This is a genomic window from Phyllobacterium sp. MT110, assembly GCF_058792715.1.
The window spans coordinates 210,591-234,856 of the sequence record NZ_JBXAFE010000006.1; the positions used below are offsets into that span (position 1 = coordinate 210,591).

Below are 24,266 nucleotides of genomic sequence, written 5' to 3' on the forward strand. Positions count from 1 at the left end.
TTCAGGCAATGGGCCCGGCAGTTTTGCCAATACGGCGATAGATGAAGCCATCCGGCGTCGCGTCCGGGGATTTTGCTGTCACGGCCTCGTCGATCAGCGCGGCCATCCGCGCGTGCAATGGTGATTTGATGCAGGCCGGGTCAGTCGCGGCGGCATCCCCCGCGATCGCCATGGCCTGACAGCGGCAGCCGCCCCAATCTATTTCCTGCCGTTCGCAGCTGCGGCACGGCTCCCGCATCCAGTCTGTCCCGCGAAACGCATTGAACGCCGGGGATTCATGCCAGATGCGACTGAGGCTCCACGCGCCGAAGCGTTCGAAATGCAGTGATTTGATCGATGCGGCCGCGTGGCACGGCAATACGGTTCCATCCGGTGCAACCATGAAGGCATCCCGCGCCCATCCCCCCATGCAGGGCTTGGGATAAACGGCGAAATAATCGGGTGTGACGAAGTCAATCGTCATGATACCGCGAAGCCGTTCCTGTGCTTCCTCGACGATCTGCACCTGCCGCTCGACTGCTTCCCGCTCGGGCATCAGCACCTTGCGATTGACGAGTGCCCAGCCCGCATATTGCACATTGGCAATCTCCAGCCGCTCCGCGCCAAGCTCAAGCGCCAGATCAATGAAATCCGGCACCTCTTCCATATTGTGGCGGTGTATCGGGGCATTGATGGTCAGTGGAAGACCGGCAGCACGAACGCGACGGGCCGTTTCGAGCTTCTTTTCGTGCGCGCCGCGAGCGTTGCCTATCTTCTCGGTCGTTGCAGCAAAAGCGCCCTGAAAACTCAATTGGATATGATCGAGCCCGGCATCAGCGAGGGCCTCGATACGCCCCTCGGCAATCCCAACACCGGCCGTGATCAGATTGGTGTAAACACCGCGTTTGGCCAGACCGGCGACGAGTTCGGCAAGATCAGTGCGCAGCGTCGGTTCGCCGCCGGATAGATGCACCTGGAGAACCCCGAGATCCGCTGCCTGTTCGAACAGGGCAAGCCAGCCGGCCGTATCCATCTCGCGGTTGGCTTTGAGCAGTTCAACCGGGTTGGAGCAGTAGGCACATTGCAAGGGACAGCGGTGGGTCAGCTCCGCCAGCATGCCAATCGGCGGCAGCACAGGGCTCATCATAACGACACCAGGAACTTGTCGGACCACTCCTGCAGAAAGGCGCTGATATCAGGCGCGATGTCTTCCTGCTCCGCGGTGTACTGATCGGCAAGAAGCGCAATCATCTGTGCCACATTGTGCCGGCCATCGCACAGCTGCAAAATGTCGAGGCTGACTTCATTCGGCCAAAATATTTTCTCCGGCGACAGTAGCGCCCAAGCTTCGCGCACGCCATCATATTGCAGCCGCACATGACGCCTCAAAGCGGGCCGTGACTGCATCGACACGATAGCACGGGAGCGAACGGCCGCGTTCATGCTGCCTCCGGAACAAAGGCACCGGGCGGTATATTGCCCTTCTCGCCATAAGCATGCGCCAACGCGTCCAGCATCGCCCAGAGGACATCACATTTGAAGACAAGCGCATTGATCACCGACTGCTGCTTCTCGGCATTGTCGGCATGTTTCATTACATAGGCGAGTGCAAAATCGGAATCGCGCGAGGCAAGCGCCGGACGCTTGTCGAAATAGGCGAGAATGTCCGCGGTGATATAGTCATATTTCGCCAGCATCGCTGGAACGCGCTCGCCGATGATGATCGGCGAGAACAGTTCCGTCAGCGACGACGCGACGGCTTCTAGCATGGTCCGGTTCGTGCAGTAGGACAGATAGGCACCGACGGCAAAGCGTGTGCCCGGCAATACGAATTTCTCGCTTTTGACCATATCGGCATCAAGTCCGAGACCCGTTGCGAGCTTCAACCAGCGGGCAATACCGCCGCTCCAGCCGTCACCGCCATCATGGTCTTCAATCCGTTTGCGCCATTCGGCGCGGAACGCGGGATCGTCCGACCGCATGATGATGGCGGCATCTTTGCGCGGAATGACCGATTGGTAGGAATAGCGGTTGAGAGCCCAGGCCTGCATCTGCCCCTTGTTCAGAGCACCGCTGGTCATCTGATGATGGAACGGATGCCGGTTGTGGTAGCGCGCAGCACCCACGTCACGCAGAACGTTTTCAAGCTGGGCCGGAGATAATCCACCACGTGCCGCATCGCCAAATTCGCTCAAAGTCTGACCTCCATGCCATCGAATGCTATTTTCCAGCCTGCATCGACAGCCGCGGCGTGCGCGGCCGATGCGGTGTCAAGGACGGGATTGGTGTTGTTGATGTGAACGTAAATCCTGTTGCTGATGCCAAGTTCTGCCAGCGCAGCCAATGACCCGTTTTCGCCCGAAATGGCGACATGCCCCATCCGTGCGCCGGTCTTTGAACCGACGCCCGCGGCAACCATTTCGTCGTCGGTGTACAGAGTGCCATCAAAGAGCAGGCAATCGGCCCGGTGTAATCTCGACTTGAGTGCCGCATCGATGCGGGCACAACCCGGGACATAGAATGCTGCCTGTTCGCCATCGGTCGAGGAAATGCGAAGGCCGATCGTATCGCCCTCCTGCGTACCGAAACCTTCACCTGCCTTGCTGTGATCCTCAAGAAACAGCGCCACCTTGCCGGGGACGGGAAAAGCTTCAACAGTAATTCCCGTCGGAGTTTTCGCGACATCAAGAATATCGATTTTTCCGCCGATCTTTAGCTCACGCCGGTCAACAAGCGCCCGATCAAGCACATTGAAGATGGAATTGGCCTCGAGCACATCGAGCACACGGCGCGTCGCATAAATCACGAATGGCTCGCGCTCGCGCAAGCTGAGCAGTCCGGCAATGTGATCGACATCGGCATTGGTCAGGACCACCGCGCGTATCGGCGTCGAGCGCAAGCGCCCGTTCTCCTGTGGCTGAAGTTCCGGTGTTGCCGCGATCTGCTGGCGAATATCAGGCGACGCGTTGAAGAGAACCCAGTCCGTTCCATTCGAGCTGACGGCAAGACTGGATTGCGTGCGGGACCGCACGCTTTCATCGCCGTTCCATGCGCGGCGGCTCAATTGATAATTGCAATTCCATTGGGGAAACCCGCCGCCAGCCGCCGAGCCGATTATTTTCAATCGCATTGCGCGCAATACCCCAACAGGCCGGAATCCGCCCCGCGTGATTGGCTCACGCAGGGCGAAGACTGGAGATTACTTCTTCGTCTTCAATTCAGCAGGCATGTAACGCGTCAGTTCCATACCAGCAGCAACCTGACACATGGTCGGCTTTGTCCAAATTTTCTTCATGCTAGAGCCTCCTTCTATCCAAAGATCACCGCAGTGATCTTTCTCCGCCACCATACGCCATCATGGCGCAGGATCTAAATTAATAGGGTTCATTTTTTTGTGTGGCTTGCCCTGCCGCGATCCAGCCGTCCGTGCCGAGCGGGTACCAGAAGACGGAACGATATCCCCATTCGACCGCTCTTTTGGCGGCATTCCACGACATCCAGCAATTCTCCATACAATAGAACAACACCCTTCGATTCTTCTCATGCCCGAGCCGCGATTCCAGTCCCTTGCGGAAATAGGCTTCCGTCTCCTTGTTCAAAATTCCGTAGCCTGTGTTTGCAAGCCAGATGCTCCCGGGAATATCCTCCCGCACCTTGTCTCGCCATATGGTTCCCGCCGGAAGGTTTGCCGGTTTAGAATCGTGCGGCAGCACATCAATGAAAACGGTTTCCTTGTCTTTCCACAAAGCGATGGCCTCATCCGTCGTTACCGCTTTCGCTCCCTTGAGCGTCGCAGGAACGGGAGCCCGGTACATCTCTGTCCGGTATCCCTTCGGTTCAGGCGCATTTCCTTCCGCATCGGCCAGATTGACACCCGTATTCATCAAAAGGACGGTAGCGACAAAGCAGATCGGCGCCGCGTCGCCCAACAGACTATTGCGTGATCGGCTTGTCATTTTCGTCTATCAGCGGCACATGGTATTCGCCCAGAATCCGATTGATCTCAGGCTGGTTCTCCTTGATGACCTTGTTCAATGTCCGCTTCCATTCCTGATCGGACGGACGCACACCCATGGTGATCCGGTAAGCCATATGTCCGGACTTTTCCTTTGCCAGCGAGACAACCGCCAGATCCGGATTGATCTCATGCGCATAATAGCCCGCCATTGGGCCCCAAAGGACTGCCACATCTATGGTGCCCTTCATAAGGTCCTTGATCATCACGTCAGCCATGGACGGCGCAAGGCGCGTGTCCACCATCAAGGGATAGGGAACAACGCTGCGCATGTAACCGGCCTTGGCAAGATTGGCAGCCGGCGGTGTTCCCGCGACAACACCGATCTTCTTGCCTTCCAGCGTCTTGTCCTCGATCGACACCACATCGTCGAGACCGGCTCCCTTTCTGTAGACCATGACATAGGTAGAGCGATAATAGGCGTTGGTATTCTGTACGAGATCATCGCCTTGGGCATATCCCATGATGATATCGCAATGGTTGGACCGCAGTGTATTGCGAACGAAGCCGGTCGCCATGGGATACCAGGTGTAGGCCACCGATTTTCGTCCGGTTTTGGCCGCGACCAGTTCCGCCAGCTTGTTTTCAAATCCTTTGCCGCTTTGGTCCGAAAACGGCATATTTGACGGGTCTGCGCACACACGCAGTATATCCGGATCGACAAGCTCACCGGCAGCTCCCAGGCCGGCGCTCTGCGCCAAGGCAGCCGACGGCACAGCGAGTATCGCTGCAATCAAGGCTGCGATTCGGTATTGGCGGGATTTCGCGCGCTGCATCATCTCATCCACCCATGCATGAATCTTCCGCCTGTTTGGCGGCTGCCGACTTGTCTTCATGCTTTGCAGGACGCCCTCGCGGAAGGTCCCCGACAGCACGGGCGCGCAGATAGACGTAGAGATCGTCCATGTAGCAATAAACATTCTTGTTGTCGCCGAAGGCCGGCATCACCTTGTCGTTGCCGTTCGACAGATTCTTACGGCCTCCCGCCACTGTCGACAGGAAATCGGCGTAGGACATTGTCTTGAGCGAATCGGCGAGAACCGGCGCAAAGGACGACCCCGCACCGTCTGCTCCATGACAGACATTGCATTCCGAATTGAACCGCCGGTAACCACTATAGGTATGCCAATCAACAGTTCCATCCGGTTGTATCTTGAATGTCGGATTTCCGTCCTTGTCGGCGTATTTGCCATTGTCGTCGGAAACAACCGCAGCTGCGGCCTTGTCATCGGCACGGCTGCTGCCTTGCCCTATCAGGAGAGCAAGAGTGGCAGTGACGGCCAGAAGGATTGTTCGAATCGGCATTCGGTAACCTCGCATTCGCGCGTCGGGCAACACCTGTTGGCGCCAGCTCAACGGTTATGATTGATCATCAGGTATCGGTCAGGTGACACGAGGGGCCCGGCCTGATTGAAACCGGGCGCCCTGTTCAAGTGTCTGCTCGCCCCGGTTTATTCGGGGACGGCGAAAACGGTCAGCTGACCGCCCAAAGCCGTATAGTCGGAGAGACCGGCATAACCGCCGACCGCGCCCAGACCATCCGTACCTTTTGTCAGACCGGCAGCAAGACCAATGCCTGCCCAGCCACCAACACCGGACAGAACGGCAACATATTGTTTGCCCTTGTGTTCGTAGGTGGTGACGTTGCCGATAATGCCGGAAGGAGTCTTGAACTTGTACAGTTCCTTGCCGTTCTTATCGACTGCCTTCAGATAACCTTCAAGCGTACCGTAGAACACCACGTCGCCATCGGTTGCCAGCGCACCGGACCAGACCGAGAACTGCTCGGGTTTGGACCAGACGATTTCACCCTTTGCCGCATCCCAGGCAATGAAGTTGCCCATGCCGCCATGGCTGTTCGGAGCGGGATACATGGAAAGCGTTGCGCCGATGTAAGGTTGACCGGCGGTATAGCTGACCTTGTAGGGCTCGTAATCCATGCAGACATGGTTTGTCGGGACATAGAAGAGTTTCGTCTTCGGTGAATAGCTGGCGGGCTGCTGATCCTTGGTACCAAGTGCAGCAGGGCAAATACCCGTCGTGTTGACGTCTTCCCCCTGTTTTGCCGTCGAATATTTGTCGACGACGACAGGACGCCCATAGTCCTTGCTGTTCTTGTCCATCACGACTTCTGTTGCCCAGTTCACAGCCGGATCGTATTTCTTGGCTACCAGAAGTTCGCCGGTTGCACGGTCCAGAGTGTAGGCAAAGCCGTTGCGATCAAAATGCACCAGCACATTGCGATCCTTGCCGTCTATTTTGATATCATCCGCAAGGATCATCTCGTTGACGCCGTCATAATCCCACTCGTCATGCGGGGTCATCTGGTACAGCCATTTCGCCATACCTGTGTCGGCATCGCGGGCCATGATTGTCATGGACCACTTGTTGTCGCCGGGACGCTGGCTGGGATTCCATGTGGATGGGTTACCCGTGCCATAATAGATAAGGTTCAATTTGGGATCATAAGAATACCAACCCCACGTTGTTCCACCACCGATCTTCCACTGATCGCCTTCCCACGTCTTCGTGCTGGAATCTGCGCCAACCGGCTTACCGAGTTGGGTCGTCTTTTCCGGATCGATCAATGTGTCCTTGTCTGGACCAATTGACCATGCCCGCCACGCCTGCTTGCCATCTTTGATATTATAGGCAGTCAAAGCACCGCGAACGCCGAACTCACCACCGGAAATACCGACGATGACTTTGTCCTTGACGACCATCGGAGCAGATGTACCGGATTCGCCTTTACTGCCATCAGCAGCTTCACCATTCTTCACAGACCATTCGGGCTTGCCGGTTTTTGCATCGAGAGCCACGAGGGTTGTATCGGCCTGGTACAGGAAAATCTTGCCATCGCCATAAGCTACGCCGCGATTAACGGTATCGCAGCACATGATTGGAATAACATTGGGGTCCTGTTTGGGTTCATATTTCCACAGGATCTTGCCGTCATTGTTCAGGTCAAGCGCATAGACTGTATTCGGATAGGGCGCATGGACATACATGACATCCCCTATGATGAGCGGGCCACCTTCGTGACCGCGCAGCACGCCTGTCGAAAACGTCCAGGCGACCTGAAGGTTCTTGACGTTGTCCTTGTTGATCTTATTGAGTTTTGAATATCGGGTGTTGGCATAATCGCCGGTCTGGATCGCCCAGTCCTTCGAATTGGAAATCAAGGCTTGCAGATCGTCATTGGCTAAAGCTCCTCCCGCCAATGAAAACGACAGACTAAAGGTGGCCAACGCTCGCATTAAATTCTTGTGTACACGCATTATGAGTCCTCCCTAAGTTCACATTTATGAACCATCGGGCGGAGCCGTTTATCACAGCGGTCCGCTCCATTAGCTCACGCAAATGGGGAAGTATTTCCGGCAGCGTGTCACGACCTAAGCCAGGCGCGCAGAGGGCACCGTTACTGCCCACCCCGCTTGGCCTACGAAGACTGTCACCACTCCCTTGACGGTAACGTCCTTGAAGCCGGAAACAAGGTGACGATAGGAGAAAGATTTGCATTAGGCAAGCATGTTTATCAATTTATATTTTCTGCGCTGCAATATATATATCTTGCACCGCAGCATATATCGCGTTTTCCTATTTTATTCTACGATATATAGGATCATCACGATTTGATACTTTAATACTGGACAACTCTTGCCAATCAATATTATTATTTTCTATCCATTTGAAAACCGCGGCACCTCACCAGCGCGAAGGCAACGGCCCGATGTCCATATCAAAAGCCCTGCAATTATGCCTGTTAGCAACCGCAGCAATTGCATATTCTTCGCCGGCAAAATCAGCCGCGGATTATCCCACGCCAGCCCTTGCCGAGTACGTTTACGGCTGTATGAAGGCCAACGGAGAGAACCGGGATTCGCTGCAACGCTGTTCCTGTTCGATCGATGTCATTGCCTCTGTCATCTCCTACGATCACTATGTTGCCGCTGAAACATACAAATCAATGGGAATGGTTCCCGGCGAAAACGGCGCGCTCTTTCGCGAAAGCGCTCCGGCGAAAGCTTCCATCACGGAACTGAAACGCGCGCAGGCCGAAGCGGACATACGCTGCTTCTAAATCCTCAGTTCACTTCATCACAAACTTGATGATTCAAGCGGCCATTCATCCTTGAATTGCTTGCCTTCGGTGTCGGCCGCTTCAACCTTGATATCCTCTCCCGGCTTTGCATCAAATTCGAAGCGGAAGTTCGGATCTTCCGAAATCGAAATTCCGCCTTCCATCGACATGATCAGGCGATTGCCCTGTGACACCGTCAACCCCTGAATGAAGTGCGCGGGGATGTAGTACCGGGTTATCTGGTCCATCTGCAGCCCGGAATTGTTGGGATGGCGGATCATGAGCTGCATTTCCGTTGCACGGGTCATTGGCTCCATACCGGATGCTTTCGACGAAAACACGCGCAGCTTCATTTTGCCCAGGTTGGCGAGTGCTTCGTCGGCGTTCTTCATGGCCGGCGCCGAGCATCCTCCCGATGCCTTGACGAAGGTCTCCGTCATATGAAGTTTGCCGTCCTCGGTTTCCGCGATGGCTCTTACATAGGAATAGGCATTCACGCGCAATCGCGTTGCCAGATGGGTCACCCCGGCATCGGGACCGAACTTGAACACCGCCGCAACCGGCGATGGATTTTCATCCACGATCAAGGTCACCGTCTTGACGCGGCCAGTCCCGGCATCGGTTTTGAAATGCAGGTCAACCGGCACAATGGCAGCATCTTCGGCGCGCTTCGGCGCATCGATGCTCACAATGCCGTTTGCCGGTTCAATGGGATTCTGTCCAAAGACATCGCCCTTCAAACCGTTCCAGGTCGTGCTTTCGGGAGGCCCCGCATTTTGCGCCCATACGGGAAATGAAATAACCGCACCAACCAACACAAAAAGCGCAGTGGCAACCATCCGGTTGCGCGGCTGTACTATCGTAAACATCGTGTTCTGCCTCCACCAAGGATAATTTGGCGGTGCCCGGCTGTTATTACCTATACCACCCATCCGAGCGGTCTGGCAAATGCCAACACCGCCCAATCATTCCCACTCGAGTTCAGCGAAAGCCGCGGTGGCATTGCGCTGATTGTATTCGTCAAAGAGCATCCAGTTTGCGCGTTCGCGTTGCGCCGCCGACTTGACGGCATCCGACATCGGCACACCATCGGCAATGGCTTTGCGCATATCGCTCGCAAGCACATCGAAGTAACGACGCTCCGCTTCCAGTGCCTGCGGCCATGGTGATGGTATGGGTCCATGCCCGGGGACAGCAGATTTCGCCTTGATCCCGTTCAGGATGTCCAGTTGCGCGATCCATCCAAGCAGCGATCCATCCATCGTTGGCAGATGGCCGATAAAGCAGAGATCGCCGGTAAAAAAAGTATCGGTTTTGTGGTCAAAAACGGAAAGATCATTGTCCGTATGCGCTGGTTTCCATGCCTTCAAGGTGAGTTTGCGATTGCCAAGATCGAGCTCTTCCTCGTCGGTTACGAGCTTGGTTGGCGGAACGATCCTGATGTCCGCCATCAGATCATCGCCCATCGCATCCCTGTAACTCTGCAGATAATAAGCCCCACGGCTTTCCAAAGCGCGCGGCAAATTGCGGTGACCGACAATGATTGCGCCGGTAGACTCGAACGCTGCGTTGCCGAAGAGGTGATCCGGATGCATATGGGTGTTGATCAGATAGCGGATCGGCCTGTCGGTTCTGGCGCGAATGGCCCCGATCAAAGCCTTGCCTTCAACCGCGCTGCCGCCACTGTCGATAACAGCGACCGCCTCGTCACCGATGATGAAACTCACATTGCAGATCTCGCCATCATTCTGATTGTTCATCATCGCTGGGATGCCGGCAAAGGCAAACACCCCGTCGGCAATCTGTTTCACTGGCAACGGATCACCTGGCCGTGACTGGGCCAGCGCCAGACGCGCATGCGACATGCCGCAACAGGCAAAGACCAGGCCTGTTTTGAGGACACTGCGCCGGGTCGTGCCGCTCATGGACCCACGCCTCTGTCCGAGAATTTTGCGTGGAACGAACGCAAGAGATCCGCCATGACCTGTGCATTGCGGCTGTGTCGCGGCACCCTGATGTCGAAAGTTCCGACGACGTGGGCAGGACGATCCGAGAAGACGATGATCCGGTCCGATAGCATGATCGCTTCCTGCACATTGTGGGTCACCATGAGCGCCGTCGTCGGACGTTCGGACCAGACCGACAGGAGCAGGTGACGCAGCTGATCCGCCGTTGCTTCATCCAGTGAAACAAAGGGTTCATCGAGCAGCAGAATGTCTGGTTCGATTGCCAATGCCCGCGCGATTGCCACGCGCCGCGCAAGGCCGAGAGACAATTCACCGGGATAGAACGTTCGCATTGCGGTCAGACCCAAGATACGGAACAGGGCATCGAGATTCGCGCCCCTCGACCGTTTCGGCAATGCAAGCCGCACGTTTTGCTCCACTGAACACCACGGCAACAATACCGGTTCTTGAAACACTGCCCCGACGCGTGGTTCGGCCAGCCCCGGCAACTGAACGGAGCCGCCATAGCTCCCTTCGAGCCCGAGCAATATGCGCAGTGTTGTCGTCTTGCCGCACCCGGAAGGACCAAGGATACAGGCAAATTCGTTCTGCTCCACTTCGAAACGCAGGTCGCGCAGGACATCGATCGCTTCGCCATTGGATGAGCGAAACGATTTTTCCTGGATATCGACCTTAAGCCGGGCGGCGACGCCAACGCGTTGATGTGTGTTCAAGGGGCTGTACCAATACAAGTTCGATGAAAAGCATCACGGCAACGAACGCCAGAGTGTAGGCGAGAATTGCAGCAACATCGAAGAGTTGAAAAAACAGGTTGATCTGGAAGCCGATACCATTCGACCGGCCCATGAGTTCGACAACAAGCACAATCTTCCAGATCAGCGAAACGCCGGAACGCGACGTTGCAGCGATGTAGGGTTGCAGCTGCGGTAACAGGATATGTCGCAAACGGTCGATTGCCCCGAACTGGTACACCCGCGCCATCTCCGCATAACGCCCGTCGAGTGCCCGGGTCCCTTCGCGCATTGTCACGACCACATTGGGGATTTTGTTCAGCGCAACCGCACCAATCGCTGCGGCTTCGTTCAAGCCAAACCAGATATAGGCCAGGACGATGATGACGAGCGCCGGGATGTTCAGGAAAAGAATGAGCCAGGGATTGAAGAACTGGTCTGCTCGCCGATGGCTGCCCAGGAAAACGCCGATTACGGATCCGATGAGCATGGCAAGGAAGAACGAGGCCGCCACGCGCCATAGCGTGATTGCCAAATGATAGGGTAAATCACCGCTCACGGTCTCGCTTATGAATTTTTGCAGGACGAGCAGCGGTGCCGGAAAGGATCGGCTTGGCCAAAACGTGGCCCCGATATGCCAGAGGATCACGAGTGCCGCAAAGGACAGAAAAACCATGACGGATGAGGTCCAGCGCCGTGACCGCGGCAACGGTACTACCTCACGTGCTCCTCGCCGTTCGGTGGAGACCACAGACATCTATTGGGCCCTCCAGAACGTACCGGGAGCCAGCGTGACCGCCGGACCGACCAGCCGCGGGCCACCGAGTTCCGCGAGAAGCGCATAGAGCTTTTCTGCGTCGGCCTGTTCGGCGTCGACGGATCGGGAAGGAATGCCTTCGCGATAACGATCCCGCAAGATATCGAGTTCGCGCCCTTCTGCCTTCACCACCGGCGCGAGTCGCTGCCATTCCGCGTCGGAGCTGCCAAGAAGCGCCTTGGCGTCTCGGCTGGCCTTGATGAATCCCGCAATGGCCGCGGGATGGGCGTTTGCCCATTTGTCGTGGAATATATAGCCAAGCGCCGATGCGGTGCCGGTGGCGCCGAGCGCCTTGGCGGCTTCGCTCGTACTGATAACCCTGCGAAAGCCATTGGCCTCCAACCGCGCACAAAAATTCCAGAAGTTCAGAACGGCATCGAGCTCATTCTGTTGCGCTTTCTCAGCGAGCAATGGCGGAGCACCAAAGACAATGTCATTTTGCGCCGCCAGATCGAGCGACTGGCGTTTGGCAAGCCCCTGAATGAGCAGCCAGCTCTTGTCGAGAGGCCCGCCGGCAATGCCGATTTTCTTGCCTTTGAGATCCGTGAGACTTTTGATCGGCGAGCCATCTCGCACCATGAGTGCGCCGACAGAACTGGAATAGGGCACGAAAGCCAAGTCTTCGCCCGAGGCGCGTTGACGCGATACCCAAAGCCAATCGCTGACGATTATATCAACATCCCCGGCCAACATCGCGACATTGGTCGCCTCCTCACCGGCGAAGAACCGGACATCGACATGCACACCATATTTCTCATCAAGCTTGTTGTGCTTGATCGTGTCGAGTTCCCAATTCACCGTGCCGAATTTGAGAACACCGACGCGAACTGTTTCCGATGCCAGACCGTTCGCCGTGCCGCTGCACACAATCGACAATATGAAAAGCAACACCATGAAAAATCGATATTGATATTTGCCCGTCACAAAACCTCCCTGACAGATCGCGGCCGGATTATCCGGTCATAAAGTCAACTCGTTGGTTGGATAGGCGCACTTCCAGCGCGCAACACGCAGTTTCGGATGTTCTCCGGCCCACTTTGCAATTTCGGCCGGAGCAAGGAACATGCAATTGAGAAGGTTACCCTTGTTCTCGAAATGCAGGCGTTCCTCCCGGCAATTTGACGGGTTGGATATAAGACAGACTGTCAGGATAAGATCGATAACGTCCATTCAGCACCTTCAATCCGCTACCCCTTCCCCCCAATACCTCGAATACACAAGGTGGATTGACTGGATCAGAAGCCGTTCGACGGATTTCTCAAGGTGCCCGATGAGAAATATCGTTGCATCCAAATTACGTTTCCCGCCCGCTGCCGTCAATCATGCGTTCAGCGGAAAACGCAATCGTGATGCTGCGGCGTTATTTCCGCAGCCCGGCGATTGACTTATGCAATGTCGCGGGTAACGTTTTGGAACGCTATGATCAGCCGTTCTTCAACAAAAAGATCAAGCTAAAATGGTGGTGCCAATGCATGGAAATTGGTGCCAGTCTTCGTCTAGGGCACCCTTGGCGAAAATGAGGAAATGCCATGCGATACCCTGTACTACTGATTGGTATGTCAGTTGTAGTTCTGTCAGTTGCCAGTGCCCGCGCTCAAGATGCGGGTGATGCAACAGCAGGTGCAACGGTTTTCAAGAAATGTATGGCCTGCCACGTGGCAGACACCGACAAGAACAAGGTCGGGCCGTCTCTGTTCGGACTGTTTGGGAGAACGGCCGGTACACATCCGGGATTCGGCTATTCTCCTGCGATGAAGGCAGCCGGTGCGGGCGGTCTCGTGTGGGACATTGCCAGCTTGCGCGACTATTTGCACGATCCGAAGGCCAAGGTTCCAGGCACCAAGATGGCCTTTCCCGGCCTGAAGGATGAGACGGAAATTACCAACCTCGAGGCCTATCTCAAACAATACTCGAAGTAACAGATTGCCGCCGGCCGGATCGCCGGCGGCATCACTCTGTCAGGGCGAATCACGCCATTTGATGGAGCAGCCCACCGAGGCAATCTGTTCGCGTGGTCCAGCGCCCGATCGCGCAATCTGGCGCATTGCCTCGAACAAATCCCGCCGCAGGTCCGCGATAGCTTCCTGTTTGCGCGAGCCGTCCAGGCGTCCGCGGTATTGCAATTCACCCCTTGCATTGAACCCGAAGAAATCCGGCGTGCAGACTGCACCATAGGCGTGTGCAACCGCTTGGTCTGCATCGTGCAAATAGGGAAAGGGAAATGCATTCTCTTGGGAGAACCGTTGCATATTTTCATAGGAATCGGCGGGGTAAGCTGCTGCATCATTGGCATTGACGGCAACAAAGCCAACATCCAGTGCTGCGAGATCATGCGCGTCACGCACGATACGCCCGATGACGGCCTTCACATAGGGACAGTGGTTGCAAATGAACGCGATGACAAGTCCTTGCCGTCCGGCTTGAGCCAGGAGGGAGTGCCGTTGGCCGTCGGTCCCGATCAAGCTTGCATCGACAGCTTGCCAGCCGAAATCACAAAGGGGTGGGACTGCTGCCATCGTTGTTCCCTTCTCTCAGGCTGCCTTCTGGTGCCTGGCGCCATCGGCAGCACGGCGGATGGCGGCAATATTGGCGGCGTAAGCAGCCTTGCTGCCTCCCTTGAAAATCGCTGATCCGGCAACAAGAACATCAGCGCCGGCAGCAGCCACCAGAGGCGCCGTCTCCGGCGTGACACCGCCATCGATTTCGATATGAATCGGACGATCGCCGATCAGTGCTTTCAGACGCCGTGTCTTTTCGACAACCGACGGGATGAATGCCTGTCCGCCGAATCCTGGATTGACCGTCATCAACAATACGAGGTCGAGGCGATCCAGCACATATTCTATTGCCGTTTCAGGCGTAGACGGGTTGAGGGACACGCCTGCTTTCCTGCCGAGATTGCGAATGGTCTGCAGCGAGCGGTCCAGATGCGGCCCTGCTTCCGCATGAACGGTGATGAAGTCGCACCCGGCATCGGCAAAGGCCGCGAGATAGGCGTCTGCCGGTGCGATCATGAGATGGCAATCGAACACCGCTGCTGTCCGGCCGCGGATCGATTTTATGACTTGAGGACCAAAGGTGATGTTGGGAACGAAATGCCCATCCATCACATCAAGGTGCACCCAGTCCGCTCCGGCCTCGATGATATCCTCCACCTCTTCACCCAGCCTGGAAAAATCCGCGGACAGAATGGACGGCGCGATGATCGTCTTGCAGTTCATGGCGTTTGCCCCTCCACAGACGGCATTGAAAAGACACGGCTATTGCCGATATCGGCTGCTGTGATTGTCGACAAGGCATCAGCATCCAGCGGCCCCTTGGATGTCTCGAACAGGCGGTTGGCCTGCCGCAGACGGGCCCGATCGAGTGCATTGCGGATGGAACGGGCATTGGCAAAATGCGGCTGTTGCCGGCGGCGCTCAATATAGTCAGCCATGATCGCACGGCCTTCCGCGTCGAAGCCATAATTCTGCTTCGACAACATCGTTTCCGCAATGCGAAGCAATTCGTCGGAGCTGTAATCCGGAAAATCGATATGGTGAGCGATACGCGAGCGAAAACCCGGATTGCTTTCGAAGAATTTGTCCATGCGATCCGTATAGCCGGCCAGTATAACCACCAGATCTTCGCGCTGATTTTCCATCACCTGAAGCAGAATCTCAATGGCTTCCTGACCATAATCGCGCTCGTTCTCCTGCCGGTGCAGATAATAGGCTTCGTCGATGAACAGTACGCCGCCCAACGCCTTCTTCAATATCTCCTTGGTCTTCGGCGCGGTGTGGCCGATATACTGCCCGACCAGATCGTCGCGCGTTACCGAAACAAGATGACCTTTGCGGATGTAGCCAAGCCGGTGCAGGAGATCGGCCATACGCAGCGCCACCGTGGTCTTGCCGGTGCCCGGATTACCACTGAAACTCATGTGCAGCGTCGGCGTCTCATGGGCAAGACCCATCCGCCGACGCGCCCGTTCCACCAGCAGCAGGGCAGCAGTTTCCTTGATCCGCAGTTTAACCGGCTTCAGGCCGATCAAATCGCGGTCGAGTTCGTCGAGCACGTCTTTCACGCCGGATTCAACATATTCGGCGTGCAGATCAATCGCGGCTGGAATGTCCTCGCTGGCACGCGCGAGCTCTTCGATCCTGATGTCAGCCATAACGTTGCCCCGCCGGCTTGTCCGTTGCGTAGGATCTCGTCGTATAGCGGACGACACGGCCTTCGCCTTCCTGACGCGCGAGATGGAAGCCGGGCTCTTCCTGCGGACGATTGACGAGGAAGGACAATTTCACCGACTCCCAGCCATGCGAATTGTCGAACGCAACAAAGCGAATATAGCCATCGCCATAGACCTTGCGGCATTCCTTCAGTTCCATGATCAATGCGGCGGCATCCGGATTGTCGAACATCGGATGCCCCCACATCTCCCAATAGGTATTGCGCGGGTGCGGATCGTCGGTGAATTCGAGACTGACAGCCCAGCCTTTGTCGATGCAATACTGTGCTTGCCCGGCAATCTGCTCGTCCGTCAGGTCGGGCAGGAACGAGAATGCTCCTTGGGTAATACGCATGTCGTTTCTCCTATTCGGCTGCTGTTGCCGTCGGAACGAAGTCCGGCGAGTCGGTTGAGGTGTAGTTGAAGGAAACATCCTTCCAGACTTCCAGCGCCTGCTGCAGAGGCTGACAGTTGCGGGCCGCCATCCGCAGGATGTCCGGCCCCTCGCGCAGGATATCCCGGCCTTCATTGCGTGCGAGCACCATGCATTCGAGAGCAACACGGTTGGCAGTGGCTCCGGCCGCGATGCCGAGAGGGTGGCCGATAGTACCGCCGCCGAATTGCAGAACGACATCCTCGCCGAGAAGATCCAGCAGCTGATGCATTTGACCGGCGTGGATACCGCCAGACGCAACCGGCATCATCTTGTTGAGAGAAGCCCAGTGCTGATCGAAGAACACACCGTTTTCGAGCCGCATCGGGTTGAAATCCTCGCGGCAAATATCGTAGTAGCCGCGCGTGGTTGCCGGATCACCTTCAAGTTTACCGACCACCGTTCCGGCGTGAATGTGATCCACACCGGCGAGACGCATCCACTTGGCGATCACGCGGAACGAGACACCGTGTGACTTCTGCCGTGTATAGGTGGAATGGCCGGCGCGATGCAGATGCAGGATCATGTCATTGCGACGCGCCCATTTGGCCATTGATTGGATTGCCGTATAGCCGATCACCAGATCGATCATGACGATGTTGGAACCCAGTTCTTTGGCAAAATCGGCGCGTTCGTACATGTCCTCCATCGTCGCCGCCGTGACGTTGAGGTAGCTGCCCTTGATTTCGCCGGTGGCAGCCTGGGCCTTGTTGACGGCCTCCATGCAGTAAAGGAACCGTTCGCGCCAATGCATGAAGGGCTGCGAGTTGATGTTCTCGTCATCCTTGGTGAAATCCAGACCGCCTTTCAGCGCTTCATATACAACACGCCCGTAATTGCGGCCGGACAGTCCAAGCTTCGGCTTCACGGTCGCGCCAAGCAGCGGCCGGCCGAACTTGTCGAGGCGTTCGCGTTCAACGACAATACCTGTCGGCGGCCCCTGGAAGGTTTTGACATAGGCGACCGGCAGGCGCATGTCCTCCAGCCGCAAAGCCTTGAGCGGTTTGAATCCGAAGACATTGCCGATGATCGATGCCGTCAGATTGGAGATGGAGCCCGGTTCGAACAAATCCAGATCATAGGCGATGTAAGCGAAATATTGACCTTCGCCATTGGGAACGGGATCAACGCGATAGGCCTTGGCGCGATATTTTTCGGTTGCTGTCAGCCGATCTGTCCACACCACCGTCCAGGTTGCGGTTGATGATTCACCGGCAACGGCGGCAGCCGCCTCGATCGGATCAACGCCGTCCTGCGGCGTAATGCGGAAGAGCGCAATGATATCGGTGTCTTTCGGTTCATAATCGGGCTCCCAATAGCCCATCTTCTTGTATTCCATGACACCGGACCTGTAGCGGTCCTTCCCTGTGACCGTTTCCGACTTGTTTGACATGATAAGGTCCTTTCCGTTTCATTCGGGACTCAAGCAGCCTGTGCTGCGGCGATTTGTGGATCGAGCTTGCCAGCCGCATAGCGTTTGGCCATGTCATCGAGACCGATGACCTTGATTTTCAGAGCATGGCCTGCCGTGCCGAACCGCTCGAAGCGGTCCCGGCAGAGATCACGCATCGCATCCATGGCGGGTTTCAGGAACTTGCGTGGGTCAAACTCAGCCGGATTTTCGGCGGCAATCTTGCGGAACTGTCCGCTCATCGCCATCCGGCAATCCGTATCGATGTTCACCTTGCGCACACCGTGGCGAATGCCCCGCTCGATTTCCTCCACGGGCACGCCATAGGTTTGCGGCATCTCGCCGCCAAACCGGTTGATGATGTCCTGCAAGGGTTGCGGGACGGATGAGGACCCATGCATGACCAGATGCGTGTTCGGCAGTTTGCGGTGGATCTCCTCGATCACGCCCATCGCCAGAATGTCACCATCGGGCGCACGGGTGAATTTGTAGGCGCCATGCGATGTGCCACAGGCTATTGCGAGTGCATCCACTTTCGTACGAAGCACAAAATCGACTGCCTGGTCCGGATCAGTCAGCAGTTGATCATGGCTCAGCACGCCGCTTGCGCCGTGCCCGTCCTCGGCCTCAGCCTCGCCGCTCTCAAGCGATCCCAGCACGCCGAGTTCGCCTTCCACCGAGACGCCAAGCCAGTGGGCAATGGATGCGACCCGCTTGGTGATCCCGACATTGTATTCGTAGGATGCGGGTGTCGCCGCATCCGCTTCGAGCGAACCGTCCATCATCACCGACGTGAATCCATGCCGGATCGCCGTCATGCAGGTGGCTTCGTCATTGCCGTGATCCTGATGCAGGCAGACAGGAATGGCTGGGTACAATTCCACCAGCGCGTCGATCATCCGCGCCAGCATGATGTCCTTGGCGTAGGAGCGCGCGCCACGGGATGCCTGCAGAATAACCGGCGCCTCGCAGGCTGCCGCGGCTTCCATCACGGCAAGCCCCTGCTCCATATTGTTGATGTTGAAGGCAGGAACGCCGTAGCCATGCTCAGCCGCGTGATCGAGCAGTTGTCGCAGTGTAATACGGGCCATCATCAATACTCCTTCTCGCTGATGAGCTTGCGTGCAGTGGCAACAATCTTTTCGGGCGTGATGCCGAAATGACGATAGAGGTCCGGCGCCGGCGCGCTGGCGCCAAAACCGTGCATGCCGATGAATGCACCCTTGTCACCGATCCAGCGGTCCCAGCCGAGACGTGCCGCCGCCTCGATGCCGATGCGCGGTGCTGCAGCAAGAACCGACCGGCGATAGGCCGGAGTCTGCGCCTCAAACAGTTCCCAGGAGGGCATGGAAACAACAGCCGCTGCGATCTTGTGTTGCGCCCGCAGCATATCGGCAGCGGTACATGCAATCTCGACCTCCGAGCCCGTGGCCAGCAGAGTGACCGCGCGCGGCTCGGCTGTTTCACGCAGCACGTAAGCGCCACGAGCGGACCGGTTTTCCTCGGTATACCCTGGACGCAGCATTGCGAGGTTCTGGCGGGACAATACGATGACGCTCGGACGGTCACTGTATTTCAACGCCAGTTCCCAGCATTCCGCCGTCTCGATAATATCTGCCGGCCGGAATACAGTGATACCCGGTGTGGCACGCAGCATGGCAAGGTGTTCAACCGGCTGATGTGTCGGGCCGTCCTCACCAAGACCAATCGAGTCATGAGTCATGACATAGACGACCTGCTGGCCCATCAAGGCGGAAAGGCGTATGGCGCCCCGCGCATAATCGGCGAAAGCCAGGAACGTACCGCCATACGGGATGAAACCACCATGCAGCGCGAGGCCATTCATCGCGGCGGCCATACCGTGCTCGCGGATCCCATAGTGAATGTACCGGCCGGAAAAATCACCGGATGCAACACTGCGCATGCCGGGCGTTACGGTGAGGTTCGAGTGCGTAAGATCGGCGGATCCGCCGATCGTGAGATCGGTAGCGGTATTGACGATGCCGAGCACCATTTCCGAAGCCTTGCGCGTCGCGACCTTGGTGGCCTTCTCGATATGGTCGCGGCGAAACGCGGCAAGTTCTTCAAACACCCTTGCCGGCACCTGTTTCTGCACCGCCAGCTTGAAATCCTCCCCAAGCGGCGATTTTGATACCCGTATCGACCAGTCGCGCCGTTCATCCGCACCCCGGCGTGCAACATCGCGCCATGTCTCAAGGATATCCTCCGGAACGGTGAATGGCTCATACGGCCAGTCCAATGCCAGACGCGCAGCAGCAATTTCCGCAGCACCCAATGGGGCGCCATGGGTCTTTTCGGTGCCTTGCAGGTTGGGCGCGCCCTTGCCGATGATGGTGCGGCACGAGATCAGCGAAGGCCGTCCGGAGGCCTTGGCATGGGAAATCGCCCCGGCAATTTCATCGAAGTCATGACCGTCAATGTCCTGAACGTCGAAGCCAGCGGCCTTGAAACGCGCCAGCTGATCCGTCGACGTCGAGAGCGATGTCGGCCCGTCGATGGAGATGGCATTGTTGTCCCAGAACACGATAAGCTTCGATAGGTTCAAATGACCCGCAAGGTCGATAGCCTCCTGGCTGATACCTTCCTGCAGGCAACCATCTCCGGCCATGACATAGGTATGATGATCAACGATATCCGCTCCAAATCGCGCGGCCTGCATGCGCTCGGCCAGCGCCATGCCGACAGCAGTGGCGATACCCTGCCCAAGCGGCCCGGTGGTCATCTCGATGCCCTGTGCATGACCGTATTCCGGATGACCCGCGGTTTTTGCACCGATCTGGCGAAAGCGTTGCAGTTCTTCAATGGGCATGTCGGGGTAGCCGACAAGATAGTGCAGGGCATATTGCAGCATGGAACCATGTCCCGCCGACAGGACAAACCGGTCACGGTCGGGCCATTGCGGGTGCAGCGGATCAAGTTTGATGAAACGCCTGAACAGCACGGTTGCGACATCCGCCATCCCCATCGGCATGCCTGGATGTCCGGAATTCGCCTTCTGGACGCTATCCATGACCAGAGCGCGGATCGCATTCGCCATGTCCCGTTCCGAAAGGATTTCGGTATCCGGCTTGTCTTGAAGCAGAGCTTGCGTGTTCATCATCTTCTCCTCACGAGGCTCGGTTTTTGCGCTCGATCAACTGCATGATCAGCGGCGTCAGGATGAGTTGCATGGCCAGGTCGAGTTTGTTGCCAGGCACGACGATCGAATTGGCGCGCGACATGAACGAGTCGTGAATCATCGAAAGCAGGTACGGAAAATCAATTCCGCGCGGCCGGGCAAACCGGATCACCAGCATTGACTCGTCGGGCGTCGGTATCCACCTGGCGATGAACGGATTGGACGTGTCGACAATGGGTACGCGCTGGAAGTTGATATCCGTCAGCGTAAACTGCGGCGTGATATAGCGGACATAGTCCGGCATACGGCGCAGGATGACATCCATCACCGCTTCGGTGGAGTATCCGCGGGTCGAGCGGTCGCGATGGATTTTCTGTATCCACTCGAGATTGATGACGGGCACCACGCCGATCTTGAGATCCGCATGGCGAGCAAGATTGATGCCTTCCGTGACGGCGCAGCCGTGCAGTCCCTCGTAGAAGAGAAGGGTGCTGGGCGGAAAATCACGCCATTCGGTAAATGTACCGGCTGGCGTATTGTACTGCTCGGCTTCGGCATCATCATGGATGTAGGTCCGTGTCTGGCCGGTTCCCTTGCGACCATATTCTTCAAACACCGCGTCGAGCTTGACGAGTTCATTGGCATCGACATGGAAATGCGTAAAGTTGGGATTGCCCTTCTTTTCTTCTTCCGCGACCTTCACCTTCATGGTGTTGCGGTCATATTTGTGAAAGGCATCGCCTTCGATGAAGGCGGCTTCGATGTGCTCGCGGCGAAAAATCTGTTCGAAGATGCGCTTGACCGACGTGGTGCCGGCACCAGACGAACCGGTGATGGAGATGATCGGATGCTTTGCTGACATGATTGATCTCGCTCCCCTCAAGCCCTGAACAGGCCACGGTTGCTGAAGAGCGGCGCCCGCTCGCCAATATTGCTGGGTTCGGCATGGTAGCGGCCGATCCGGGCCACTTCCCGTGCTGAACCGAAAACGAACGGAACCCGCTGATGCATGGTGTGGGGTATCAGATCGAGGATACGGTTCGCCGTATCCGTTGCACCTCCGCCCGCTTGCTCGACGAGAAAAGCAATGGGATTCGCCTCGTAGATCAGCCGTATCCGGCCCTCGCCGTAGCCTTTGCGCTTATCACCGGGATAGAGAAACACGCCACTGCGCATAAGAATGCGGTACGTCTCGGCGACCAGCGACGCGATCCATCGCATGTTGAAATCACGCTCGCGCGGCCCCTCGCTGCCCTTCAGGCAATCATCGACATAGAGCTGTACTGCCTCGTCCCAATGCCGATAATTGGCCGTGTTGATGGCAAACTCATGTGACTGGCTTGCTATGACGATGCTTTCATAGGCCTGCACGAAGGTTCCAAGCCGGCTTGAAAAGACAAAAACGTGCGTACCGCTGCCAAGTGTCACCACAAGAGCAAGCTGCGGGCCGTAAATGAAAAAGCCCGCAGCGAGCTGGCGGTCGCCCTTCTGGAAGAACGATGCGCCAGGCTCGCTGCTCGGATCACCGGCCACCGGGAGGACGGAGAAGATTGTTCCGATCGAAACATTGGTATCGATATTGGACGAGCCGTCGAGCGGATCGATTGCAAGTGCCAGCGGCGCACGCGGATCCAGCACGGCCGGATGCGTCAGCTCCTCCGAGCCGTAGAGGGCAACAGGAGCCTGCCGTGCCGCTTCGAGAAACATGTCGTCAGCAAATATGTCGAGTGCCTTCTGCGGATCGCCGTCGGCATTCCTGTTGCCAGTCCCCCCGGAAAAGGCCTTTCCAAGGGCTCCCTGATTGATGACGCTGCGAATCTTGACCGCCGTCAAAGCCAGTTGGCGCAGAAGCGCGGATACCGATACACGCAAGGGATCGTCATGTTCCGCATAGGATCCAAGAAAGGCGTCTAATGTCGCCGTGGTCATGGTCGTCCTCCCGTGCCTGATCGTCTTTCTGCGTCAGACTTCGGTGCTAGGGGACCATTGATGGACACCTAAGTAAAATTTAATATATTTACGTCTTAGATAAAATTTATTAACCTCGCACAATGCGCAATCTGAATCTCAAGCAGCTACGGGCGATACAGGCAATCAAGCGGCATGGGACAATCGTCGCTGCTGCCAATGCGTTGGGACTGACACCCCCTGCCGTGACCATTCAGCTCAAGCTGGTGGAGGAAGACGCGAATATTATCCTGTTCGATCGCACCAATGAGGGACTTCGCCCCACCGCCGCCGGCCTTGCGTTTCTCGATGCCGCGCAGATGATCGAGGAACGGCTACGGGTTCTTCACGATGAAATCGATGCAATCAAAGGTTTACGGGTGGGCACCCTGTCCTTGGGGGTCGTGTCGACAGCCAAATACTTTGCGCCGCAACTCATGGCGATTTTCGCAAAGGAACATCCCGACATCGTCGTCAAACTGGCAATCGGCAACCGCGCGGAAATCATCGACAGTTTGAAAAGCCATGCAGTGGACCTTGCTCTGATGGGCCGGCCGCCAAAGGATATCCCGTTGCGTTCGGCCGTTTTTGGCGATCATCCGCTGGTGATGATCGCCGCACCGGATCACCCCCTGGCCAAATGCCGGGACATAACGAAAGAGCGTATCGCGCAGGAGCATTTTCTGATCCGCGAACCCGGGTCCGGCACACGCATTTCGCTGGAGATTTTCCTGAGTGAACTGCCGGGGCGTATCGATGATCTCGGCACCGAAATGTCCTCGAACGAAACAATCAAACAGGCTGTCATGGCGGGGCTCGGCGTAGCCTTCATTTCAGCCCACACGATCGCGCTCGAACTGGAAGTCGGCAAGCTCGTGATGCTGGATGTCACTGGTATGCCCATCCGCCGTCAATGGTTTTCGGTCATGCGGACCGACCGGACATTGTCGCCGGCAATGCGGGCCTTCCAGGATTTTCTCAACCGCAAAGGCGCGCAATGTCTGCCCTCCATCGATCGGCTCTATCCCATGGCCGGCGCGCAAATTTCGTAAAGTCGACGAACTTGGACAAGTAGGAATGGCGTTGCTGGCCCATATGACGTTTAATGAGTGCGGGATGTCCGGGGGTACCATGATTGAACAAAAGCCGTTGAGCCTGGCGTCGCGGATCGCCTATTTTGCCTCCAGCCTCATGTTCGCGATCTTGATAACCATTGGGTTATCGGTTGTATATCTTGCAGCACTATCCAACCCCGCGGTGAGCAGGATTGATGTTGGTGGCTTTATGGTCGGGATGTTGTTTGTATGCACGCTGCTCATTGCGGCATGCTGGCTCGCCTATCTTCCGCTTCGCCGGCACCATGGACTTATCCGAATTGTCACAACTGCCTTCTGTCTTTTGATCGCTGTATCCGTCGTTCTCATCGTGTTCATTGACTGGGGTTAAAAATCAAGTTGCAAACGGACGGACCGTCCGCGTTATGGCTCGCGCTTCGGACATGGCGCTGCTAAAACGCTCACGCTCATTGATTGA

Annotated in this window: 27 protein-coding genes; 4 read left to right on the top strand and 23 right to left on the bottom strand. The window is 56.7% G+C overall.

Going from position 1 to position 24,266, the window contains the following annotated elements; translation table 11 throughout:
* Nucleotide 1: 1 nt before the first annotated feature.
* The 9 genes from pqqE to xoxF5 form a co-directional block, all read right to left on the bottom strand.
* Nucleotides 2–1,126 (bottom strand): pyrroloquinoline quinone biosynthesis protein PqqE, encoded by a 1,125-nt coding sequence (gene pqqE, locus AC1Q5O_RS22680; protein ID WP_464663724.1) that lies wholly within the window; start codon nucleotides 1,124–1,126, stop codon nucleotides 2–4.
* Entirely contained in the window at nucleotides 1,123–1,422 is a 300-nt protein-coding gene (gene pqqD / locus AC1Q5O_RS22685) for a pyrroloquinoline quinone biosynthesis peptide chaperone PqqD (protein ID WP_464663722.1), read from the bottom strand. Before pqqD ends, pqqE begins: the two co-directional genes overlap by 4 nt.
* Nucleotides 1,419–2,174 carry a pyrroloquinoline-quinone synthase PqqC gene (gene pqqC, locus AC1Q5O_RS22690; protein ID WP_492566118.1) on the bottom strand — a complete coding sequence of 252 codons (756 nt, stop codon included), beginning with the start codon at nucleotides 2,172–2,174 and terminating at the stop codon, nucleotides 1,419–1,421. The genes pqqD and pqqC overlap by 4 nt, the downstream gene beginning before the upstream one ends.
* Entirely contained in the window at nucleotides 2,171–3,109 is a 939-nt protein-coding gene (gene pqqB, locus AC1Q5O_RS22695) for a pyrroloquinoline quinone biosynthesis protein PqqB (RefSeq protein ID WP_492566120.1), read from the bottom strand. The genes pqqC and pqqB overlap by 4 nt, the downstream gene beginning before the upstream one ends.
* 69 nt (nucleotides 3,110–3,178) lie before the next feature.
* Nucleotides 3,179–3,274 (bottom strand): pyrroloquinoline quinone precursor peptide PqqA, encoded by a 96-nt coding sequence (locus tag AC1Q5O_RS22700; RefSeq protein ID WP_223614361.1) that lies wholly within the window; start codon nucleotides 3,272–3,274, stop codon nucleotides 3,179–3,181.
* A 79-nt stretch (nucleotides 3,275–3,353) separates the two neighbouring features.
* Nucleotides 3,354–3,908: a PQQ-dependent catabolism-associated CXXCW motif protein gene (locus AC1Q5O_RS22705; RefSeq protein ID WP_492566122.1), complete on the bottom strand. Its 555-nt coding sequence runs from the start codon at nucleotides 3,906–3,908 to the stop codon at nucleotides 3,354–3,356.
* Nucleotides 3,909–3,912: 4 nt separating this feature from the next.
* Nucleotides 3,913–4,773: a substrate-binding domain-containing protein gene (locus tag AC1Q5O_RS22710; protein ID WP_492566124.1), complete on the bottom strand. Its 861-nt coding sequence runs from the start codon at nucleotides 4,771–4,773 to the stop codon at nucleotides 3,913–3,915.
* A gap of 1 nt (nucleotide 4,774) precedes the next feature.
* Nucleotides 4,775–5,299, bottom strand: coding sequence for a c-type cytochrome, methanol metabolism-related (locus AC1Q5O_RS22715; RefSeq protein ID WP_464663717.1), 525 nt, complete (start codon nucleotides 5,297–5,299; stop codon nucleotides 4,775–4,777).
* 146 nt (nucleotides 5,300–5,445) lie between these two features.
* The gene (xoxF5, locus tag AC1Q5O_RS22720; protein ID WP_464664020.1) at nucleotides 5,446–7,251 is read right to left on the bottom strand and encodes a lanthanide-dependent methanol dehydrogenase XoxF5; all 1,806 of its coding nucleotides are present in this window, start codon (nucleotides 7,249–7,251) and stop codon (nucleotides 5,446–5,448) included.
* Between the two features lie 473 nt (nucleotides 7,252–7,724).
* Between xoxF5 and AC1Q5O_RS22725 the strand changes: the two genes are divergently transcribed.
* A complete protein-coding gene (locus tag AC1Q5O_RS22725) occupies nucleotides 7,725–8,075 on the top strand; it encodes a hypothetical protein (protein WP_464663715.1) in 351 nt (116 codons plus the stop codon).
* Between the two features lie 17 nt (nucleotides 8,076–8,092).
* Here AC1Q5O_RS22725 and AC1Q5O_RS22730 read toward each other — a convergent pair whose 3' ends face one another.
* The 5 genes from AC1Q5O_RS22730 to AC1Q5O_RS22750 all read right to left on the bottom strand — a co-directional run bounded on the left by AC1Q5O_RS22730 (nucleotide 8,093) and on the right by AC1Q5O_RS22750 (nucleotide 12,484).
* A complete protein-coding gene (locus tag AC1Q5O_RS22730; protein WP_464663713.1) occupies nucleotides 8,093–8,944 on the bottom strand; it encodes a quinoprotein dehydrogenase-associated SoxYZ-like carrier in 852 nt (283 codons plus the stop codon).
* Between the two features lie 96 nt (nucleotides 8,945–9,040).
* Nucleotides 9,041–10,000: a quinoprotein relay system zinc metallohydrolase 2 gene (locus tag AC1Q5O_RS22735; RefSeq protein WP_464663712.1), complete on the bottom strand. Its 960-nt coding sequence runs from the start codon at nucleotides 9,998–10,000 to the stop codon at nucleotides 9,041–9,043.
* Nucleotides 9,997–10,755: an ABC transporter ATP-binding protein gene (locus AC1Q5O_RS22740; RefSeq protein WP_492566127.1), complete on the bottom strand. Its 759-nt coding sequence runs from the start codon at nucleotides 10,753–10,755 to the stop codon at nucleotides 9,997–9,999. Before AC1Q5O_RS22740 ends, AC1Q5O_RS22735 begins: the two co-directional genes overlap by 4 nt.
* The gene (locus tag AC1Q5O_RS22745) at nucleotides 10,715–11,449 is read right to left on the bottom strand and encodes an ABC transporter permease (protein WP_492566129.1); all 735 of its coding nucleotides are present in this window, start codon (nucleotides 11,447–11,449) and stop codon (nucleotides 10,715–10,717) included. The genes AC1Q5O_RS22740 and AC1Q5O_RS22745 overlap by 41 nt, the downstream gene beginning before the upstream one ends.
* Before the next feature lie 81 nt (nucleotides 11,450–11,530).
* Nucleotides 11,531–12,484 (bottom strand): ABC transporter substrate-binding protein, encoded by a 954-nt coding sequence (locus tag AC1Q5O_RS22750; RefSeq protein ID WP_492566130.1) that lies wholly within the window; start codon nucleotides 12,482–12,484, stop codon nucleotides 11,531–11,533.
* Between the two features lie 635 nt (nucleotides 12,485–13,119).
* Between AC1Q5O_RS22750 and AC1Q5O_RS22755 the strand changes: the two genes are divergently transcribed.
* A complete protein-coding gene (locus tag AC1Q5O_RS22755) occupies nucleotides 13,120–13,509 on the top strand; it encodes a c-type cytochrome (protein WP_464663706.1) in 390 nt (129 codons plus the stop codon).
* Nucleotides 13,510–13,548: 39 nt separating this feature from the next.
* Here AC1Q5O_RS22755 and AC1Q5O_RS22760 read toward each other — a convergent pair whose 3' ends face one another.
* The 9 genes from AC1Q5O_RS22760 to AC1Q5O_RS22800 are packed head-to-tail and all read right to left on the bottom strand — an operon-like array spanning nucleotide 13,549 to nucleotide 22,715.
* A complete protein-coding gene (locus AC1Q5O_RS22760; protein ID WP_464663704.1) occupies nucleotides 13,549–14,106 on the bottom strand; it encodes a thioredoxin family protein in 558 nt (185 codons plus the stop codon).
* A gap of 15 nt (nucleotides 14,107–14,121) precedes the next feature.
* Nucleotides 14,122–14,811 carry a ribulose-phosphate 3-epimerase gene (rpe, locus tag AC1Q5O_RS22765; RefSeq protein ID WP_492566133.1) on the bottom strand — a complete coding sequence of 230 codons (690 nt, stop codon included), beginning with the start codon at nucleotides 14,809–14,811 and terminating at the stop codon, nucleotides 14,122–14,124.
* A complete protein-coding gene (cbbX, locus tag AC1Q5O_RS22770; RefSeq protein ID WP_492566135.1) occupies nucleotides 14,808–15,746 on the bottom strand; it encodes a CbbX protein in 939 nt (312 codons plus the stop codon). The genes rpe and cbbX overlap by 4 nt, the downstream gene beginning before the upstream one ends.
* Complete coding sequence (locus AC1Q5O_RS22775) at nucleotides 15,739–16,158, bottom strand: ribulose bisphosphate carboxylase small subunit (protein WP_492566137.1); 420 nt, start codon at nucleotides 16,156–16,158, stop codon at nucleotides 15,739–15,741. Before AC1Q5O_RS22775 ends, cbbX begins: the two co-directional genes overlap by 8 nt.
* 10 nt (nucleotides 16,159–16,168) lie before the next feature.
* Entirely contained in the window at nucleotides 16,169–17,629 is a 1,461-nt protein-coding gene (locus tag AC1Q5O_RS22780) for a form I ribulose bisphosphate carboxylase large subunit (RefSeq protein WP_223614375.1), read from the bottom strand.
* A 29-nt stretch (nucleotides 17,630–17,658) separates the two neighbouring features.
* Nucleotides 17,659–18,738 (bottom strand): class II fructose-bisphosphate aldolase, encoded by a 1,080-nt coding sequence (gene fba, locus AC1Q5O_RS22785; RefSeq protein ID WP_223614377.1) that lies wholly within the window; start codon nucleotides 18,736–18,738, stop codon nucleotides 17,659–17,661.
* 2 nt (nucleotides 18,739–18,740) lie between these two features.
* Nucleotides 18,741–20,765 carry a transketolase gene (tkt, locus tag AC1Q5O_RS22790; RefSeq protein ID WP_492566140.1) on the bottom strand — a complete coding sequence of 675 codons (2,025 nt, stop codon included), beginning with the start codon at nucleotides 20,763–20,765 and terminating at the stop codon, nucleotides 18,741–18,743.
* 10 nt (nucleotides 20,766–20,775) lie between these two features.
* A complete protein-coding gene (locus AC1Q5O_RS22795) occupies nucleotides 20,776–21,648 on the bottom strand; it encodes a phosphoribulokinase (protein ID WP_492566142.1) in 873 nt (290 codons plus the stop codon).
* A gap of 17 nt (nucleotides 21,649–21,665) precedes the next feature.
* The gene (locus AC1Q5O_RS22800; RefSeq protein WP_492566144.1) at nucleotides 21,666–22,715 is read right to left on the bottom strand and encodes a class 1 fructose-bisphosphatase; all 1,050 of its coding nucleotides are present in this window, start codon (nucleotides 22,713–22,715) and stop codon (nucleotides 21,666–21,668) included.
* Nucleotides 22,716–22,837: 122 nt separating this feature from the next.
* On the opposite strand from AC1Q5O_RS22800, the gene AC1Q5O_RS22805 reads away from it, so the two are divergent.
* Both AC1Q5O_RS22805 and AC1Q5O_RS22810 read left to right on the top strand, forming a co-directional pair.
* A complete protein-coding gene (locus AC1Q5O_RS22805) occupies nucleotides 22,838–23,785 on the top strand; it encodes a LysR family transcriptional regulator (protein WP_464663691.1) in 948 nt (315 codons plus the stop codon).
* 25 nt (nucleotides 23,786–23,810) lie between these two features.
* Nucleotides 23,811–24,179 carry a hypothetical protein gene (locus AC1Q5O_RS22810; protein ID WP_492566146.1) on the top strand — a complete coding sequence of 123 codons (369 nt, stop codon included), beginning with the start codon at nucleotides 23,811–23,813 and terminating at the stop codon, nucleotides 24,177–24,179.
* The last annotated feature ends 87 nt before the right edge of the window (nucleotides 24,180–24,266 follow it).

What these genes read in the sequence shown, in the direction of transcription:
- pqqE (WP_464663724.1), bottom strand. Translation starts at nt 1,126, where the DNA reads ATGATGAGCCCTGTGCTGCCGCCGATTGGCATGCTGGCGGAGCTGACC.
- pqqD (WP_464663722.1), bottom strand. Translation starts at nt 1,422, where the DNA reads ATGAACGCGGCCGTTCGCTCCCGTGCTATCGTGTCGATGCAGTCACGG.
- pqqB (WP_492566120.1), bottom strand. Translation starts at nt 3,109, where the DNA reads ATGCGATTGAAAATAATCGGCTCGGCGGCTGGCGGCGGGTTTCCCCAA.
- AC1Q5O_RS22700 (WP_223614361.1), bottom strand. Translation starts at nt 3,274, where the DNA reads ATGAAGAAAATTTGGACAAAGCCGACCATGTGTCAGGTTGCTGCTGGT.
- AC1Q5O_RS22710 (WP_492566124.1), bottom strand. Translation starts at nt 4,773, where the DNA reads ATGATGCAGCGCGCGAAATCCCGCCAATACCGAATCGCAGCCTTGATT.
- AC1Q5O_RS22715 (WP_464663717.1), bottom strand. Translation starts at nt 5,299, where the DNA reads ATGCCGATTCGAACAATCCTTCTGGCCGTCACTGCCACTCTTGCTCTC.
- xoxF5 (WP_464664020.1), bottom strand. Translation starts at nt 7,251, where the DNA reads ATGCGAGCGTTGGCCACCTTTAGTCTGTCGTTTTCATTGGCGGGAGGA.
- AC1Q5O_RS22725 (WP_464663715.1), top strand. Translation starts at nt 7,725, where the DNA reads ATGTCCATATCAAAAGCCCTGCAATTATGCCTGTTAGCAACCGCAGCA.
- AC1Q5O_RS22730 (WP_464663713.1), bottom strand. Translation starts at nt 8,944, where the DNA reads ATGTTTACGATAGTACAGCCGCGCAACCGGATGGTTGCCACTGCGCTT.
- AC1Q5O_RS22735 (WP_464663712.1), bottom strand. Translation starts at nt 10,000, where the DNA reads ATGAGCGGCACGACCCGGCGCAGTGTCCTCAAAACAGGCCTGGTCTTT.
- AC1Q5O_RS22745 (WP_492566129.1), bottom strand. Translation starts at nt 11,449, where the DNA reads ATGGTTTTTCTGTCCTTTGCGGCACTCGTGATCCTCTGGCATATCGGG.
- AC1Q5O_RS22750 (WP_492566130.1), bottom strand. Translation starts at nt 12,484, where the DNA reads ATGGTGTTGCTTTTCATATTGTCGATTGTGTGCAGCGGCACGGCGAAC.
- AC1Q5O_RS22755 (WP_464663706.1), top strand. Translation starts at nt 13,120, where the DNA reads ATGCGATACCCTGTACTACTGATTGGTATGTCAGTTGTAGTTCTGTCA.
- AC1Q5O_RS22760 (WP_464663704.1), bottom strand. Translation starts at nt 14,106, where the DNA reads ATGGCAGCAGTCCCACCCCTTTGTGATTTCGGCTGGCAAGCTGTCGAT.
- rpe (WP_492566133.1), bottom strand. Translation starts at nt 14,811, where the DNA reads ATGAACTGCAAGACGATCATCGCGCCGTCCATTCTGTCCGCGGATTTT.
- cbbX (WP_492566135.1), bottom strand. Translation starts at nt 15,746, where the DNA reads ATGGCTGACATCAGGATCGAAGAGCTCGCGCGTGCCAGCGAGGACATT.
- AC1Q5O_RS22775 (WP_492566137.1), bottom strand. Translation starts at nt 16,158, where the DNA reads ATGCGTATTACCCAAGGAGCATTCTCGTTCCTGCCCGACCTGACGGAC.
- AC1Q5O_RS22780 (WP_223614375.1), bottom strand. Translation starts at nt 17,629, where the DNA reads ATGTCAAACAAGTCGGAAACGGTCACAGGGAAGGACCGCTACAGGTCC.
- fba (WP_223614377.1), bottom strand. Translation starts at nt 18,738, where the DNA reads ATGGCCCGTATTACACTGCGACAACTGCTCGATCACGCGGCTGAGCAT.
- tkt (WP_492566140.1), bottom strand. Translation starts at nt 20,765, where the DNA reads ATGAACACGCAAGCTCTGCTTCAAGACAAGCCGGATACCGAAATCCTT.
- AC1Q5O_RS22795 (WP_492566142.1), bottom strand. Translation starts at nt 21,648, where the DNA reads ATGTCAGCAAAGCATCCGATCATCTCCATCACCGGTTCGTCTGGTGCC.
- AC1Q5O_RS22800 (WP_492566144.1), bottom strand. Translation starts at nt 22,715, where the DNA reads ATGACCACGGCGACATTAGACGCCTTTCTTGGATCCTATGCGGAACAT.
- AC1Q5O_RS22805 (WP_464663691.1), top strand. Translation starts at nt 22,838, where the DNA reads ATGCGCAATCTGAATCTCAAGCAGCTACGGGCGATACAGGCAATCAAG.
- AC1Q5O_RS22810 (WP_492566146.1), top strand. Translation starts at nt 23,811, where the DNA reads ATGGCGTTGCTGGCCCATATGACGTTTAATGAGTGCGGGATGTCCGGG.